General features: G+C 65.1%; 16 protein-coding genes. 10 read left to right on the plus strand and 6 right to left on the minus strand.

Features of this window, described 5'->3' with window-relative positions; translation table 11 throughout:
- Positions 1 to 9: 9 nt before the first annotated feature.
- The 4 genes from pdhA to QM590_RS06970 are packed head-to-tail and all read left to right on the plus strand — an operon-like array spanning position 10 to position 5,621.
- Positions 10 to 1,092 carry a pyruvate dehydrogenase (acetyl-transferring) E1 component subunit alpha gene (gene pdhA / locus QM590_RS06955; RefSeq protein ID WP_269594324.1) on the plus strand — a complete coding sequence of 361 codons (1,083 nt, stop codon included), beginning with the start codon at positions 10 to 12 and terminating at the stop codon, positions 1,090 to 1,092.
- Positions 1,089 to 2,084, plus strand: a complete 996-nt coding sequence (locus QM590_RS06960; protein WP_269594325.1) for an alpha-ketoacid dehydrogenase subunit beta — start codon at positions 1,089 to 1,091, stop codon at positions 2,082 to 2,084. Before pdhA ends, QM590_RS06960 begins: the two co-directional genes overlap by 4 nt.
- A 48-nt stretch (positions 2,085 to 2,132) precedes the next feature.
- A complete protein-coding gene (locus QM590_RS06965) occupies positions 2,133 to 3,422 on the plus strand; it encodes a dihydrolipoamide acetyltransferase family protein (RefSeq protein ID WP_269594326.1) in 1,290 nt (429 codons plus the stop codon).
- 51 nt (positions 3,423 to 3,473) lie between these two features.
- Positions 3,474 to 5,621, plus strand: coding sequence for a thiamine pyrophosphate-dependent enzyme (locus QM590_RS06970; protein WP_269594327.1), 2,148 nt, complete (start codon positions 3,474 to 3,476; stop codon positions 5,619 to 5,621).
- 1 nt (position 5,622) lies between these two features.
- Here QM590_RS06970 and QM590_RS06975 read toward each other — a convergent pair whose 3' ends face one another.
- A complete protein-coding gene (locus QM590_RS06975) occupies positions 5,623 to 7,104 on the minus strand; it encodes an MDR family MFS transporter (protein ID WP_269594328.1) in 1,482 nt (493 codons plus the stop codon).
- A gap of 130 nt (positions 7,105 to 7,234) precedes the next feature.
- Between QM590_RS06975 and QM590_RS06980 the strand changes: the two genes are divergently transcribed.
- The gene (locus QM590_RS06980) at positions 7,235 to 7,882 is read left to right on the plus strand and encodes a TetR/AcrR family transcriptional regulator (RefSeq protein WP_262498277.1); all 648 of its coding nucleotides are present in this window, start codon (positions 7,235 to 7,237) and stop codon (positions 7,880 to 7,882) included.
- 39 nt (positions 7,883 to 7,921) lie between these two features.
- On the opposite strand, the gene QM590_RS06985 is transcribed toward QM590_RS06980, so the two are convergent.
- Positions 7,922 to 9,067: an NAD(P)/FAD-dependent oxidoreductase gene (locus QM590_RS06985; RefSeq protein WP_269594329.1), complete on the minus strand. Its 1,146-nt coding sequence runs from the start codon at positions 9,065 to 9,067 to the stop codon at positions 7,922 to 7,924.
- Entirely contained in the window at positions 9,064 to 9,561 is a 498-nt protein-coding gene (locus QM590_RS06990) for an Lrp/AsnC family transcriptional regulator (protein ID WP_094686552.1), read from the minus strand. The genes QM590_RS06985 and QM590_RS06990 overlap by 4 nt, the downstream gene beginning before the upstream one ends.
- Positions 9,562 to 9,731: 170 nt before the next feature.
- On the opposite strand from QM590_RS06990, the gene QM590_RS06995 reads away from it, so the two are divergent.
- From QM590_RS06995 to QM590_RS07010, 4 genes are all read left to right on the plus strand, one after another.
- Positions 9,732 to 10,304 (plus strand): antibiotic biosynthesis monooxygenase, encoded by a 573-nt coding sequence (locus QM590_RS06995; protein ID WP_269594330.1) that lies wholly within the window; start codon positions 9,732 to 9,734, stop codon positions 10,302 to 10,304.
- 24 nt (positions 10,305 to 10,328) lie between these two features.
- Positions 10,329 to 11,096, plus strand: coding sequence for a tyrosine-protein phosphatase (locus QM590_RS07000; protein ID WP_269594331.1), 768 nt, complete (start codon positions 10,329 to 10,331; stop codon positions 11,094 to 11,096).
- A 16-nt stretch (positions 11,097 to 11,112) separates the two neighbouring features.
- Positions 11,113 to 11,637 carry a peroxiredoxin gene (locus QM590_RS07005; protein WP_269594332.1) on the plus strand — a complete coding sequence of 175 codons (525 nt, stop codon included), beginning with the start codon at positions 11,113 to 11,115 and terminating at the stop codon, positions 11,635 to 11,637.
- Positions 11,638 to 11,866: 229 nt separating this feature from the next.
- Positions 11,867 to 12,994 (plus strand): class I SAM-dependent methyltransferase, encoded by a 1,128-nt coding sequence (locus tag QM590_RS07010; protein ID WP_269594333.1) that lies wholly within the window; start codon positions 11,867 to 11,869, stop codon positions 12,992 to 12,994.
- Positions 12,995 to 12,997: 3 nt separating this feature from the next.
- Here QM590_RS07010 and QM590_RS07015 read toward each other — a convergent pair whose 3' ends face one another.
- Positions 12,998 to 13,423, minus strand: coding sequence for a hypothetical protein (locus tag QM590_RS07015; protein WP_068051629.1), 426 nt, complete (start codon positions 13,421 to 13,423; stop codon positions 12,998 to 13,000).
- A gap of 197 nt (positions 13,424 to 13,620) precedes the next feature.
- On the opposite strand from QM590_RS07015, the gene QM590_RS07020 reads away from it, so the two are divergent.
- Positions 13,621 to 14,469, plus strand: coding sequence for a Bax inhibitor-1/YccA family protein (locus tag QM590_RS07020; protein ID WP_269594334.1), 849 nt, complete (start codon positions 13,621 to 13,623; stop codon positions 14,467 to 14,469).
- A 66-nt stretch (positions 14,470 to 14,535) separates the two neighbouring features.
- Here the strand turns inward: QM590_RS07020 and QM590_RS07025 are convergent, their stop codons facing one another.
- Together QM590_RS07025 and QM590_RS07030 are read right to left on the minus strand one after the other, a co-directional pair.
- Entirely contained in the window at positions 14,536 to 15,756 is a 1,221-nt protein-coding gene (locus QM590_RS07025) for an acetyl-CoA C-acetyltransferase (RefSeq protein WP_269594336.1), read from the minus strand.
- 71 nt (positions 15,757 to 15,827) lie between these two features.
- Positions 15,828 to 16,841, minus strand: a complete 1,014-nt coding sequence (locus tag QM590_RS07030) for an SGNH/GDSL hydrolase family protein (RefSeq protein WP_269594337.1) — start codon at positions 16,839 to 16,841, stop codon at positions 15,828 to 15,830.
- Positions 16,842 to 16,908 lie beyond the last annotated feature (67 nt).

Consider the following 16,908-nt stretch of genomic DNA (forward strand, 5'->3'; position numbering starts at 1 on the left):
GCGACGAACATGAACACCACCTCGCTGGTACAGCTGATCAAAGAATCTGGAACGGTGGTCCGCAACGAGACCTACTCACCTCTCGTCGCGGACATCGACACGGCCGCGATGATGGAGATGTACCGCGATCTCGTGGTCGTCCGGCGCATCGACGCCGAGGCGACCGCGCTACAGCGACAGGGCGAACTGGGCTTGTGGGCACCGCTGCTCGGGCAGGAAGCGGCACAGGTCGGTTCCGCTCGTGCGCTCGACACCGAGGACTTCGTGTTCGCCAGCTACCGCGAGCACGGCGTTGCTTACTGTCGCGGAGTAGACCCCACCCAGATGCTGCGGTTCTGGCGCGGCTCGACGCTCTCGGGCTGGGACCCGTACGAGTACCGCATGACTACACCGGCGATCATCGTCGGCTCGCAGGGATTGCACGCCACCGGGTACGCCATCGGCATGCAACTCGAGGGAGCCGAGGGCGCGGCCATCACCTACTTCGGTGACGGCGCGACCAGCCAGGGCGACATCTCCGAGGCGCTGGGCTTCGCCGCCAGTTTCCATGCACCGGTGGTGTTCTTCTGTCAGAACAATCAGTGGGCGATCTCCGAGCCGGTGACGGTGCAGACGAAGGCAACGATCGCCGCCCGCGGTGAGGGCTACGGCATTCCGTCGGTCCGCGTCGACGGCAACGACGTTCTCGCCGTCCTGGCCGTCACCAGGGCAGCGCTCGCTCGCGCCCGCGAGGGCAGCGGCCCGACTCTCATCGAGGCCGTCACCTACCGCATGGGCCCGCACACCACCTCCGACGACCCGACGCGATACCGCTCGGGTGCCACCGACGACGAATGGCGCGCCAAGGATCCGATCGACCGAATCGAGAAGCTACTGAGGCGAATCGGCGTGTTCGACGACGCATTCGCCGCCTCGGTCAAGCGCACCGCCGATGACGTCGCGGCCGAGCTTCGTCGCGGATGCCTCGAGACCGTCGAACCGGCTGCGATGTCGGTGTTCGACAACGTCTACGCCGACCCCCACCCCCTCCTGGACGACGAGCGAGCCCAGTTCGCCTCGTACCAAGCCGGATTCGAAGGAGCTTCGTCATGACCACCCTGGAACGGCCCACCAGTCTTCCGTTGGGCAAGGCCATCAACGCAGGTCTGCGACGAGCGATGGAGAACGATCCGAAGGTTCTGCTGATGGGCGAGGACATCGGCAAGCTCGGCGGCGTCTTCCGCATCACCGACGGCCTGCAGAAGGACTTCGGCCCCGGACGGGTACTCGACATGCCGCTGGCGGAGTCGGGCATCATCGGCACCGCAGTCGGACTCGCGATGCGGGGATTCCGCCCGGTGTGCGAGATCCAGTTCGACGGCTTCATCTATCCGGCGTTCGACCAGATCGTCTCGCAGGTCGCCAAACTGCACTACCGCACCAGTGGAAACGTCAATATCCCCATGACGATTCGGGTGCCTTACGGCGGCGGAATCGGTGCCGTCGAGCATCACTCGGAGTCTCCCGAAGGCTATTTCGCGCAGACCGCAGGACTTCGCGTCGTCACGTGCAGCAACGCCGCCGACGGCTACTCCATGATTCAGCAGGCCATTGCCAGCGACGATCCGGTCCTGTTCTTCGAGCCGAAGCGTCGGTACTGGGAGAAGAGCCCGATCGACCTCGATGCCGACGCGTCGTACCCGCTGCATCGGGCGCGGGTGGTCACCGAGGGCACCGACCTCACCTTGATCGCGTACGGACCGCTCGTCGCCACTGCCCGCAAAGCCGCCGAAGTCGCGGCCCACGAGGGGGTGTCGATCGAGGTCATCGATCTTCGTTCACTCTCACCCATCGACTTCGAGACCATCGAGGCCTCGGTACGCAAGACCGGGCGTCTGGTCGTCACGCACGAGGCCCCCGTGTTCATGGGCCTCGGCTCCGAGATCGCCGCTCGGATCTCCGAACGCTGCTTCTACAACCTCGAGGCACCGGTACTGCGCGTCGGCGGCTTCGGTACTCCGTACCCGGCATCGAAGCTGGAGAAGTTCTATCTCCCCGACGTCGACCGGATTCTCGACGCAGTCGACCGCTGCCGCTCGCACTGACCTCGCGCTCACCGACCGCCGCCGATACGTACCGAACAGGATTCGACGATGCCCACCATCAAGAGCTTTCCGTTGCCCGACCTCGGGGAAGGACTCACCGAAGCCGATCTGCTGACCTGGCTGGTCGCGGTCGGCGACACGATCGAGTTGAACCAGAACATCGCCGAGGTCGAAACGGCCAAGGCCGCCGTCGAACTTCCGTCACCGTTCGCGGGCGTCGTTGCTGCCCTGCATGTGTCGGAGGGTGACACCGTCGAGGTCGGGGTTCCGATCATCGACATCCGAGTCGATGGAGACACCGAGGACCCCGACGTCGTCGTCACCGGCACCGATGTGGACGACGCGAGTCCTGTCGAGGACAGCGAGGAACGCGTTCCGGTTCTCGTCGGTTACGGCGTGGCGAAGGAAGGATCGAGTCGACGCGGCGGCCGGGGGACCACTCCGGTCTCTGCGGCATCGACCGGGCAGAACGGCAAACCGCTGGCTGCACCGCCGGTGCGAAAGATCGCCAAGGACAACGCCGTCGACCTATCCGAGGTACCCCCGACCGGAGCTCGCGGCGACGTCACCCGAGACGATGTCGAGTCGTATCTGCACGGAGCCGACACTGCAGGGGAGCAGACCCCACTGCAGGTCGGCCGCGAAGAGCGGACCCCGATCAAGGGGGTGCGCAAACATACTGCGGATGCAATGGTGCGCAGTGCATTCACCGCTCCGCACGTCACCGAGTTCGTCACGGTGGACGTCACCGACACCCTGACTTTGCTGGACTCGCTACGGTCCTCCGCCCACTTCGCCGACGTGCGGCTGACCCCGCTGGCGCTGGTCGCCAAAGCGGTTCTCGTTGCGCTGAAATCGAATCCCTCGCTCAACTCCTCCTGGGACGAGGCTGCTCAGGAGATCGTCACCAAGCACTACGTCAACCTCGGCATCGCCGCAGCAACCCCGCGCGGATTGATGGTGCCCAACATCAAGGATGCACACGAACTGTCCCTGGTGGACATCGCCCGCGCACTGGCAGACCTGACGCGAACGGCCAAGGAGGGCAAGAGCAGTCCGGCCGACCTGGCGGACGGCACGATCACGATCACCAACGTCGGAGTGTTCGGAGTGGACGCGGGCACTCCCATTCTCAATCCCGGCGAGGCTGCCATCCTGTGCTTCGGTTCGATCCGCCGCATGCCGTGGGAGCACGAGGGCGAGATCGCATTGCGGTCCGTGACGACCCTGTCGCTCTCGTTCGATCACCGCCTCGTCGACGGCCAGCAAGGTTCGCAGTTCCTGGCCCTCGTCGGCCGGTTGCTGAGCACTCCGATGGATATGATCGCCCTGAGCTGATTCCTCAGCTCGGCTCGACGCAGACAGCTCGATGGAGACAAAGGTGCGAGTGTGGCCGAGGCGATCGACGAGTACTTCCTGAAGCAGGTTCGGTCGGCTCGGAACGGAGATTCGGCCGTTGCCGATCCGGACCGACTGCTCCGGTACTTCGACGCGCAGCTCGCAAGCAGGCATCTCGACTTCGCCGCGCGCTGGTTGCAATCAGCTGGCTTCGGCTACTACACCATCGGCTCGTCCGGGCACGAGGCCAACGCAGCCGTCGGTGCCGCGACAACGGTCACCGACCCGGCACTGCTGCACTACCGCTCCGGTGGTTTCTACGCGGCACGTGCACAACAGTATTCGGACGTGACCCCGATCCGGGATGTGCTGGCGAGTCTGGTCGCCTCGACTGGCGATCCGATGTCCGGCGGCCGCCACAAGGTGTTCGGGCATCCGGAACTGGGCATCGTCCCGCAGACATCGACCATCGGCTCTCAGGTACCGCGCGCAGTCGGTCTGGCGTTCGCACTCGGCCGGGCGAAGGCTCTGCGGCATCGCACCCCGTGGCCCGAGGACGCCATCGTCGTGTGCAGCTTCGGCGACGCCTCGGCCAACCATTCGACGACGGTGGGGGCGCTCAACTCGGCGGCCTACTGCGCGCACCAATCCGTTCCGATGCCGATATTGTTCGTCTGCGAGGACAACGGGATCGGCATCAGTACCCGATCGCCGCGAGGGTGGATAGCGCAGTCGCTCGGCAGATTTCCCTCGATCGAGTACGTGCGGGCCGACGGACACGATCCTGATGCATTGATGCATACCGTCGACGCTGCCGTTGCTACCGTGCGGACTCGCCGTCGACCGGTTGTCCTCCATCTCGAGACGGTGCGGCTGATGGGCCACGCCGGATCCGACGCCGAGCTCGCGTACCGAACCAATGCAGACATCGTCGGCGACTACATTCGAGATCCGTTGCTCGCCACTGCACGTACGCTGATCGGGGCCGGGGTGCTCTCGGCAGCCGACGTCGAAGTGCGCTACGAGGCGGTGCGCGAGACCGTCGTGGCCGAGGCCGAGGCAATGGTCGAGTCACTGCGGACCGGGGCGTCGTCGCGCCTGGCCACCGCGGACGAGGTGATGGCTCCGCTCACCGAACGGCGACCCGTTGCCGTGGCCGCCACCGAGCAGAGCCTGCGGCCCGCACAGGGCGGGCAGCATCTGACGCTCGCCGCCATGATCAACAGGACCCTCACCGACATCATGGCAGCGCGACCGGACGTCCTCGTGTTCGGGGAGGACGTGGCCGTCAAGGGCGGCGTCTACGGTGTCACGAAGGGTCTACGCAAGAAGTTCGGTGTAGCACGGGTTTTCGATACTCTGCTCGACGAGCAGACGGTGCTCGGCACCGCCCTCGGTGCTGCGCTCGCCGGGTTCGTTCCGATACCCGAAATTCAGTATCTGGCGTACCTGCACAATGCGGAGGATCAGTTGCGCGGCGAGGCCGCGTCGCTCAAGTTCTTCTCCGATTCGCAGTTCACCAACGGCATGGTCGTGCGTATCGCAGGCCTGGCGTATCAGCGTGGTTTCGGTGGGCACTTTCACAACGACAACGCGGTTGCGGTTCTGCGCGATATCCCCGGCATCGTGGTTGCCGTTCCGAGTTCCGCGGCCGAGGCCGCAGCCCTGCTGCGAACCTGTGTGGCACTGGCCGTGGAGGAGGGACGGGTATGTGTCTTTCTCGAGCCGATCGCGTTGTATCACCGCACCGACCTGCTCGACGGTGACGGGGCGCTCCGCTGCACCGACGAAGGCCCGGCCCAATTCGATACCGTCGCAAAGCATTCGGACGGAGGCGATCTTGCCATCGTCACGTTCGGAAACGGGGTGGTGATGAGCAGGCGTGCGGTGCCGAGGTTGCGTGAGCACGGAATCGGCGTGACGATCGTCGACCTGCGGTGGATCGTTCCGCTGCCGATCGACGACCTTCTGCGCCGGCTCGACGGCTTCGATCGAGTGTTGGTCGCCGACGAGACCCGGCACGACGGGGGAGTGGGAGAAGGCGTCGTGACGGCCCTGATCGAGGGTGGCTACGCGGGCACGGTCCGCCGAGTGGCGAGCAAGAACTCGTTCGTGCCACTCGGCGGAGCAGCCGATCTCGTCCTCCTGTCGGAAGACGAGATCGTGTCTGCGGCTGTGACGATGGTTCGATCCAGTTGAGTCAGTGCACCGGCTGTACGGGAGCGACCTCGTCGAGATCACTACGTGCCGGGGCGCGGATGAAGAACGACGCCACCACCGCAACCAGCGATACTGCACCGCCGTAAAGGAAGGCGGTGTGGATGCCTGCCTCCGAACCTCCCACCTCGGTTGCGCCGTCGGAGATTCGGGCTGCCGCGGTATTCGACATGACGGTGACGAACAGTGCGGTCCCGGCAGCGCCTGCCAACTGCTGCACCGTGTTGAAGATGGCACTACCGTGCGAGTACAGCTGGGTCGGAAGCGATCCCAGTGACGAGGTCATGAGCGGCGTCATGATCAGCGCGAGCCCCGCCGAGAGCAGCATGTGGATGCCGATCACCAAGGGCAGCGCGGTCTGCGCGTCGAGCACGGTCATCGACCACAGCGCGGCACTTACCACCATCGCACCTGGAATGACCAACGGGCGCGGTCCGATTCGGTCGAAGATACGTCCGACGAACGGCGCGAGCAGGCCCATCAGCAGTCCACCGGGAAGCAGCATGAGTCCGGTGTCCAGGGTGTCGAGACCGCGAACGTTCTGCAGGTACATCGGTAGCAGGATCAGGGCGCCGAACAGGGCCATCATCGAGATCGCGATCATGCCGAGGCCGATGCTGAAGGTCGGGGTACGGAACGGACGCATGTCCAACAGCGCGCCGCCGCGGTCCTGACGCGAGATCTGACGCAGCACGAACACCACGAGGGCGATTGCTCCGACCACCAGTGGCAGCCATACCGGCACCACGGACTCCTCGGCCGAATGTCCCAGGCTGCTCAGGCCGTAGACGATACCGCCGAAAGCCAACGCGGACAGGACGACCGACAGGGGATCGAACGACGGCCGACCGGTCTGGGTCACGTTTTTCACCAGGGTGGTCCCGATGGCGAACGCGACGAGCGCGATCGGCAGCACGAGCCAGAACATCCAACGCCAGTTCAGCGAATCGAGGATGATGCCCGAGATCGTCGGACCGATGGCGGGGGCCACGGCGATGACGATGGAGATCACGCCCATCATTGCGCCGCGCTTGTGCGCGGGAACGACGGTCAGCACCGTCGTCATCAACAGCGGCAACATGATCGCCGTGCCGCTGGCCTGCGTGACGCGTCCGAGCAGGAGTAGCTCGAAGCCCGGGGCAGAGGCTGCGAGCAGTGTGCCGACGGTGAACAGACTCATCGCAGCCACGAATACCTGGCGCAACGTGAAGCGCTGGAACAGGAATCCGGTGATGGGGATGACCACGGCCATCGTCAACAGGAATCCGGTGGTGAGCCACTGCGCCGTCGTCGCCGTGATGTCGAGGTCGACCATCAGGGTCGGGAGTGCCACGCTCATGATCGTCTCGTTGAGGATCATGACGAACGCGGCGATGACGAGAATGCCGATCAGAAGTTTGCTGCCCGGCGCGAGTTCGTCGTCCAGCGCGGACTCGGATGTGTGGTCGGTCTGAGGTGAGTTCATCGGAAGCTTTCGAGTATCGGTACAAGGTGCGGACAACGGACCGCCTAGATAGCTTGAGTCACCATGACAGTGACTGTCAACTTGAATATTACTGGTAAGTTGACGGTGAGAACCCGAAGGAGTGACGAGGATGACCGAACGAGTGTTGGATCTGCGAGAACGACGTCGCCGAGACACCCAGCTCGAGATCTCCTGCGCAGCGCTCGACCTGTTCGAGAAGCAGGGGTGCGCCGCGACGACGGTCGACGAGATCGCGCGTCGGGCAGGGGTATCGCCCAGCACGTTCTTCCGTAGTTTCGCGTCGAAGGAAGAATCCGTCCTCGGAAACGACCCCGAGCTGGACGTCGATCTGCACGCCTGGCTGGCGTCCACGGCACCGGAGAACATCACCATCACCGGAATCGAAGCACTCTACGAGCGATCCGTCGAACGATTTTCCTCCGCACCGGACGAGGTGCGTGATCGTCTCCTTCGCACCCGACGGCTGATCGGGGCCGACGCGCACCTGCGATCCGCGGCCTTCGCCCACGACGCGATGACATTGTGCCGCGTCACCGATGCGGTGGCCGAACGGCTCGGTGGCCACGAATCGCGTTCCTATGCACGACTTCTGGTGGAGGGTGCCGGCATGGTCATGCGCATCGCCTTCGACGACTGGGCCGAGCGGGTCGACGGTGGACAGGACGCCGATCTACTGGACATCTACCGAACCACGGTGCGTGATCTACGACGCGTCGTCGGTAGAGCGGCTGCGCCGCACGTGAGTGAAACTTCGTAGCAGGGGTCGAGTTTTCGTGCACGTGGCGCGAAGCGCCTCTCACCCGAAGCGCTGCGGAGCCACGTCGCCCGGCCGTAGTCCACGCTCGGTCACATCGACCGGAAGTGGTTGCCGCCGAATCAGAGACGCGCCCACCCTGGCCAGCGCCGCACACGTCTGGATTCCGTATCCGCCCTGACCGGCGCACCAGAAGAAACCTTCGACTTCTCGATCGAAGCCCACGACCGGGGTGCGATCGGGAACGAAACTGCGCAGACCCGCCCAGGACGAGCGCAGATGCCTTCCCGTCAGCGTGGTCGCCTCGGCGATGTCGTCGAACGCCCGCGCGATCTCCAGCTCGTCCGGGCGCGCATCACTCGGTTCGGTGGGCGTCTCGTCCGCAGGCGAACACAACAGTTGTGCGCCTTCGGGTTTGATGTAGAACTTCTCGTCCATGTCGCTCAACGTCGCAAGATTCGCGGTGTCGAGATCATCGGGTGCGGCGACCATGAACACCGACCGACGCATCGGCACGAGTCCGATGGGATCGGCTCCCGCCATCGCTCCGAGAACATCCGCCCACGCGCCTGCTGCGTCGACGACGAGCGGCGCGGTGTGGACCGACCCGTCCGTGGTGTGCACGTGCCACAGTCCGTCGATGCGTCGCAGTTGCGTCACACCTGCCCCGGTGTGGACTCGACCACCTCGATCGCGCAGCCCCCGCACGAACCCCTGATGCAGCGCGTGTACGTCGACCTCCATCGAATGTGGTTCGTACAGTGCACAATCGATCAGTTCGGGACGCAGCGGCGGAAAGAGCGTCTGCGCGTCGGCCGGGGATACCAGTTGGGCGTCCGGTGTCAGTCGGCTGACGTCCGCGTACATTGCCTCCAGCGCGTCACCGCGGCCACTGGCCGCGAACTGCAGAAGCGGACGCGGGGCGAGCAATTCGGATCGGAAGTGTTCCGGCGGATTCGTCAGGAATTCTCGACTCGCCGTCGTCAGAGCGCGAATGGTGCTGTTGCCGTAGGTCTCCAGGAACAGTGCGGCCGAGCGGCCGGTGGTGTGGAAGGCCAGGGTCTTCTCGCGCTCGAGCAGCGTGACGCGTCGGTCGCTCGCGAGTTCGTACCCGAGCGAGACACCCCCGATTCCGCCGCCGATCACGATGACGTCGGTGGAGTTCGGATCTCGCTCGGACGTGGTCATGGATTGCTTCCGTTCGTTGTCTCTGCGGTCCACTGCGCGCCCGGTCCGATCGCTTCGTCGAAGATCAGCCAGGTTCGCGTCGACAGTATCCCGTCGAGTCCCTGCAGCTTGTCGAGTACCAGATGGCGTAGCGCCGAGGTGTCGGGAGCTCGCACCAGAACGAGTGCGTCGAAGTCGCCGCCCATGAGGCTGACGTGTTCGACGAACGGAAAGGTGCTCAGGTCGTCGGCGACGGCTCGCCAGGAATCCTGCCGAATGGACAGTGCCACATAGGCCGACGCGCCGAACCCCGCCTTCTCGTAGGCGATGCGTGCGGTGAATCCCTCGATGACACCTTCGTCGACGAGGCGGTCGACGCGCACGTAGGCGTGCGCCCGCGAGATGTGGGTGGCCTCGGCCAGGGCGCGCATGGACATTCGGCCGTCACGGCTGAGCTCGGTGACGATGCGTCGGTCCACGTCGTCGAGACGGTACTCGGGTCGGTGCTGTGCCATCCGTCCACTCCAGGTCGCTCGGAAAGGGTCTGTGTAGACGAATTGTCACATCTTTCCTGGCCGTGAGCCATCGATCTTCGATTCGGCTCCCGATTTGAAAGTCGGTCCATCTGGCCGCACTCTGTGTAGAACACATCGATCCGCTACGAACACGCGCAGAAGGGGTAGTCATGACCACGACCGACACGCTCGATCACGTCACGACCTCGGTCGCACGACGCGTTCGACAGGGATACGAAACAGACTTCGTGGAGTGGACCGATCACGGGATGGATCTGGTCCGAACCTTTCCCGGATTTCTCGGTGGCGGCTGGCTGCGCAGTTCCGGTGATTCCAGCGACTATCACGTGGTGTACCGATTCGAGACCCACGATGACCTCGACGCCTGGCTGCGCTCGGATGCCAGGCGCACCTGGCTCGCCACCGGCCGTCCCATCGCCGACGACGTTGCGACCCATCGACTCTCCGGTGTGGAGGGATGGTTCGAGCCGCAGTCCAACCTCACCGACGCCGTTCGGGTGATCGGTGGACCGCCGCCGCGGTGGAAGCAGGCGATCTCGATCGGCGTGGCCTTCTACGCTGTCAGTCTGCTCGTCAACATCGTTCTCACTCCGCACCTGACGGAGCTGAACGTGGCTCTGCGCACCGCAGTGGTGGTGATGATGTGCACGCCGCTGATGGTCTACGTGGTGATGCCGTTCGTCACCGCCCGGCTACGGCGGTGGCTGGTACCGCGCTCGTAGCATCACCTTCGATAGGGTCGAAGCATGCCCGACGCCCCGGTACACGATCAATTCGCCCTCGACGGGGCCTGGAACTTCCGTGATCTCGGCGGTGTGCGTACCACGGACGGGGCGACGGTTCGGCCCGGATTGTTCTATCGCGCATCCGAATTGAGCGGGTTGACCGAGGTCGGGCAGCGCGTTGTCGCGGATCTCGGCATCCGTACCGTGTTCGATTTCCGCGGTGATGCGGAGGCCGAACGAAGCGGTGTGGACAGGGTTCCCGCCGGCGTCGAGTCGATCTCCGTGCCGTACGAGAATCTGAAGGGCGAGCGAGCCCCACACGAGGCGGCACCGATTCTCGACGAGCAGAGTCAGGTGGACTACATGATGCGCGCCTATGCGTCGTTCTCGACTCTCGACGGTGCGTCGCATGCGATCAAGCGGGTGGTGGACGAGATCGTGGGGCGTCGCGGCGGTGTCCTGGTGCACTGCGCAGCGGGTAAGGACCGCGCGGGGTGGACGGTCGCGACGGTGTTGCGAGCGGCAGGCGTCGACGAGGACGACATCGTCGCGGACTATCTGAGGAGCAACGATGCGATGGAGCCGTTGCTCGCGCACGTCCGCCGGACCTGGGCCGGACTCCACGACGTTCTGCCGACCGAGGCGATCCTGGGAGTTCGTGCGTCCTATCTGGAGCACGGATGGGCCACCATGGAGTCGAACCAGGGTTCGTTCGGCGGATATCTGACCCACCTGGGTATCGATCGGGATCTCCGGCAACGCCTGACTGCTGCCCTCGTACAGGGCTGAGCGGTAACCTCGCCCCATGCGCATCGGAAAGACCGCCCCGGACTTCGAGTTGCCGGACCATTCCGGTGAACTGCGTGCGCTTTCCGACCTGACGGCGTCGGGTCCGGTCGTCCTGTTCTTCTATCCGGCGGCCAACAGCCCCATCTGCACAGCCGAAGCGTGTCACTTCAGGGATTTGGGCACGGAATTCGACAGATTCGGCGCACAACGTGTGGGCATCAGTACCGACACCCGAGATCGCAACCATCATTTCGCGCTGCAGAGGTCGTTCGACTTTCCGCTTCTCTCCGATCCCGACGGGGCGGTCGCCGAACAGTTCGGAGTGCGTCGAGGCGGGTGGTTCACGCGGCGGCGTCGGCTCCGAGAGCTCGAACGCGGCCACTCGAACGCGGGCCGTCGCGGATATGTGAGGCAATTACTGTCCGTGAAGCGGACGACATTCGTGATCGATCGGCACCGAGTGGTGCGGATGACGGTGCGGAACGAGCGCGGTCACGTGCATGCGACCAAGGCGCTCGAGTACCTGCGCTACCTGTCGTGAGAGTTGCTCGTTACGTTCCGAACGTCATTCGTTCGCGCCGCTGAACAGGGCGGTGTAGACGGCAGGCTTCGAAGCTTCGGCGTGTGCATCGGTCGATGCATCGTCAGGATGGCTGAAGAGTGCCTCGTTCTTGTCTTTGTGTTCCATTCCCCGAGCATGCCCCTGATTCGCCGCAATAGCCACTCGCCGCGCGGGCTGTCGTGGGTGTGCAGGGTGGGATACTGCTCGGGTGCCCGATGAATCCCTGTTCGACGCCCTCCGCCGTGAGCCCGACGCCGAGGCACCCAACCTCCATGCCGTCGACGCCGCGGACCGCCTCGTCCTCGATACCGTCGACGAACTCCCCGGAATCGACAGGACGATGCCGATCGCGGTGATCGGCGACAGGTACGGAGCCATGACCCTCGGGGCCGTTTCTCTCGGTTTCACCGCGGTTCGCGTTCATCAGGACGCCGTCACCGGCGCGCGGGCACTCGAGCTGAACGCCGCGCGGGTCTCGTTGTCGGACTCCTACACCCAGCACGCCTTGGGCACCGAGCTGCTGACCGACGTGGGCACAGTACTGATGCAATTGCCGCGAAGTCTTGCCGAACTCACCGAGATCGCCGAGCACATCGCGGCACACGCGGCGGCGGACGTCGTCGTCCTCGCGGGCGGGCGAGACAAGCACATGACCCCCGCGATGAACGACGTCCTGAGAAAGTCGTTCGAGACCGTCACGGCCGGCCGCGGCCGGCAGAAAGCCCGAGTGCTCACCGCAACCGGGGCGGTGGCGTCGGGCATGACGTATCCGGTGAGCAAGCGGATTGCCGATGTGGACATGACGGTGGTGGCGCACGGTGCGGTGTTCGCGGGGGCCGGCCTCGATATCGGAACTCGTTTTCTGCTCGAGTACATACCGAAGATGCTGCCGCGGGCTCGCACCGCCGTCGATTTGGGTTGTGGCACAGGGATTCTCGCCACCGAGCTGGCTCGGACCAGGCCCGAACTCGAGGTGATCGCGACAGATCGCTCGGCGGCAGCGATCGCATCGGCGTCGGCCACTGCGGCGGCGAACGGGACTCGAATTTCGGTGATCGCCGACGACGCGATGTCGACCTTCGATTCCGAATCGGTCGATCTGGTGGTCTGCAATCCACCGTTCCACGAGGGTGCCGCGGTGCACACGGGCGCGGCGAGCAAATTGTTCGCCGCCGCCGGTCGGGTGCTGCGACCGGGCGGACAGATGTGGACGGTCTACAACACACACTTGAACTACCGGCGTGAACTGGCCGACGCGGTGGGTCCAACCGATCTCATGGGCCGCAACGGCAAGTTCACCGTCGCTCGCTCGGTACGCCCGAGCGAGCAACGATGACTGTCAGGTGACCGGGCCGCCGTCTTCGGGAGTTCCGTCGATCTGTCCCCGGTTGCGCCCGAGGTCCTCGACGAGGGTGCCCTCGACGATCTCGGCCTGACGCTGGCCTTCCGCGTAGTCGATGTCGGGATCCTCGTCGGATTCCTCGACGACGTGGTCGACGAGTTCCTCGGTCAGTTCGTCGTCTGGAGTCTCGGTGATCGGGCGGTCGAGTTCCTCCTCGACGGCGATGTCGGGTTCTTCCTCGCTGAGCTTGAGATCCAGGCTCTCGCCCTCGGCAGCCTCGCGAGCGGTGGTGCCGAAGCTGTTGGCCTCGCTCCAATGGTCGGGGGGATCGACCACGGTGTCGCCGTCGTCGTTGCGCACCTCGTCGGAGTCGACGCTTTCACTGGGGTCCAAGGTCTGGTCGGGTCCGTCTTCGATTGCCATTTCCTCATACTGCCCGTTTCGATTCGGTGTCACACACGCGGTCGTCTCCGCGTGTGTGCCCGGTACCCGGTAGAGTCCGTTTTGTCCGTCGTAGAAGTTCTCCTCCTGGGAACTTTTGTCCGGATGTCAGACGTTCTACTGATGACCGACGGGGAGATCCCCGGTGGGGATCAGAACTTACGAAGGGAAGAGACACGGTGCGCACCTCCAGCAACCCGGTGTTCCGCAACCTGCCCAAGCAGCAGGGCGGCGGATACGCCACATTCGGATCTGCGACGGCTGGAGCCTCGCAGGCCGCAACCTTCGGCCAGCATCCCGGAACGCAGGCCGACCCGTACACGACGCAGCCTGCTCAGCGGGCCATGACGATCGACGACGTGGTCACCAAGACCGGCATCACCCTCGGTGTGCTGAGCGTGACGGCGATCATCTCGTACCTATACGCCTCTGCCAACCCCTCGGCAGCGCCCGCACTCTTGATCGCTGGCGGTCTGATCGGGTTCGGTCTGGTCATGTTCGCGACCTTCGGTCGCAAGATGGACAACAAGTTCATCGTGCTCGCGTACGCCGCAGCCGAAGGCGTGTTCCTCGGTGCGCTGTCGCTGGTGTTCACCGGTGAAATCTTCGGCATGAGTGGTGGATCGGGCCTCATCGGCCAGGCGATCCTCGGCACGTTCGGCGTGTTCTTCGGCATGCTGATCGTCTACAAGACCGGAGCCATCCGCGTCACCCCGCGTCTGACCCGCATGATCGTCGGTGCCCTCATCGGTGTCGTCGTGCTGATGCTCGGCAACCTCGTCGCCAGCTTCTTCATGGACGGCGGCTTCGGACTGCGCGACGGTGGGCCCATCGCCATCATCTTCAGCCTCGTCTGCATCGGCATCGCGGCGTTCAGCTTCCTGCTCGACTTCGATCAGGCCGATCAGCTGATCCGCGCACAGGCTCCCGAGAAGGCAGCCTGGGGAGTCGCCCTCGGTCTGACCATCACGCTGGTCTGGCTGTACGTCGAGATCCTGCGTCTGCTGAGCTACTTCCAGAACGACTAGTACTCACGCGAAAAGCCCCGCCACTCCATCGAAGGAGGGCGGGGCTTTTTCGTTGTGTGTCTCGGATCAGCTGAGGCGCTCGAGCACCATCGCCATACCCATGCCGCCGCCGACGCACATGGTCTCGACGCCGAACGTCTTGTCGTGCGTGGTCAGGTTGTTCAGCAGCGTGGTGGTGATGCGCGCACCGGTCATGCCGAACGGGTGGCCGATCGCGATGGCACCACCGGAGACATTGAGCTTGTCCTCGTCGATGCCGAGGTCGCGCGCCGAGCCGAGGACCTGCACGGCGAAGGCCTCGTTGATCTCGAACAGGTCGATGTCGGAGATCGACATGCCCGCGATCTTCAGCGCCTTACGGGTCGCCTCGATGGGTCCGAGGCCCATGATCTCGGGGGACGTGCCGGTCACGCCGGTCGAGACGATGCGGGCGAGCGGGGTCAGGCCCAGTTCCTTGGCCTTGGTGTCGCTCATGATGACGAGCGCTGCTGCGCCGTCGTTGAGCGGGCACGCGTTACCGGCGGTGATGGTGCCGTTCGGGCGGAAGACCGGCTTGAGCTGGCTGATCTTCTCGTAGGTGGTGCCGGCGCGAGGGCCGTCGTCGGTGTTGACGACGGTGCCGTCGGGCAAGGTCACCGGGGTGATCTCCCGCTCGAAGAAGCCGGCGTTGATGGCCTCTTCGGCGCGGTTCTGGCTGCGGACGCCCCAGTGGTCCTGATCCTCGCGGGTGATGCCGGTGAGCAGCGCGACGTTCTCGGCGGTCTGGCCCATCGCGATGTACGCGTCGGGCAGCTCGCCGTTCTCGCGGGGGTCGGTCCAGCTGTCCGCGCCCTCTTCCTGCGCCTTCTTGGTGCGGGCCTCGGCGTCGGCGAAGATCGGGTTGTGGCTCTCGGGCAGCGAGTCGGAGCTGCCGTGGACGAAGCTGGACACGCTCTCGACACCAGCGGAGATGAACACGTCACCCTCGCCTGCCTTGATCGCGTGCAGCGCCATGCGGGTGGTCTGCAGCGAGGAGGAGCAGTAGCGCGTGATCGTCGTTCCGGGCAGCGAGTCGTAGCCGAGCTGCACTGCGACGATACGAGCGAGGTTGTTGCCCTGCATGCCGCCGGGCAGACCGCAGCCCAGGAGGAGATCGTCGATGTCCTTCGGGTCGAGCGAGGGCACCTTGGCCAGCGCTGCGGCCACCATCTGGGCGGTGAGGTCGTCGGGACGAATGTCCTTGAGCGACCCCTTCATGGCCCTGCCGATCGGTGAGCGCGCGGTGGCGACGATGACTGCCTCTGGCATGAGATCTCCTTCGAATCGATACTGCGTGACTACGGTGCTACCGCCGGGTAGGCGATGTCTTCTGTCCGAACTTACAACCCCGCCGATCGGTCACCGGCACGACGTACGAGATCCTCGGACGCAGTGACGATCTCGGCGTCGAGCTCGGCGCTTCTCCGGCGCAGGAAGCGATCGAGTGCGGCCGTCGCGCGGGGGATGGCCTTGCGTGACTCGGCGGCAGCGGACACGGTCGGCAGCTCGGGCAACGGTCCGCCGTGCCACACGCCCAGCGCCGATGCGAGTACCGGCAGAATCTGCTGAGCGGCGAGCTCGTACCCCGCGGCCGACGGGTGAAAGCGGTCGGCCGAGAACATGGTGTCGGGCGCTGCCAGGAACTCGGGGGAAAGCAGATCGGCCAGAGCCACCGGATGCCCACCGGCGCTGAGAGTCCTGGCCGTCTGGGCATTGGCGAGACGGCGACCCCAATTGCGGACGACGGTGCGCAGCGGCTGCGGGATAGCCGTCACGACACCGAGATCGGGGCACGTGCCCACTGCCACGACGCAGCCCTTGGCCGTCAATCGTTCGACGGCGTCGCCCAGCCGGGCCGCCGACGCCGGAATGGAGAACTTCTTGGTGACGTCGTTCGCGCCCACGAAGATGACCGCCGCGTCCGGGGGCGGGCCCGCGACGAACATCGCGTCGACCTGGCCTTCGAGCCCCTTCGAGGTGGCACCGGCAATCGCTTTGGTGCTCAATCGAATTCGTTGCCCGGTTTCCTCGGCCAGTCCGCGGGCGATCAGTACGCCGGGAACTTCGTCGGCTACGGTGCAGCCCACGCCGGCAGCGGTGGAGTCGCCGAAGATCATCAGGTGAATATCTGCTGAATTTCCCATCCGCCACCGTTCCGGGGCCGCGCATCCGGCGGTGTAGACGCCGTCCGCCTCCGGTGGCTTGGCGGTGGTGCGCCCGATGACGCCGCGGGCCGCCGCGGCCTGCGCCATCAGATGTCGGTACGCGGCCCAGGATGCAGTCCCTGCTCCGGAGCCTGCAAGTACTGTCGCGGCGCTCGCTTTCGCTGCGGTACGCCATCCGCTCGCCGTCACAGATCGATCCCTCTCCTCGTGCCGTTGTGACCATCGTATGCGGGGTATCGACGGCCGTGACCGAGAG

Origin of the sequence: Rhodococcus sp. IEGM 1372 (genome assembly GCF_030056835.1) — a bacterium.
GTDB lineage: Bacteria > Actinomycetota > Actinomycetes > Mycobacteriales > Mycobacteriaceae > Rhodococcoides.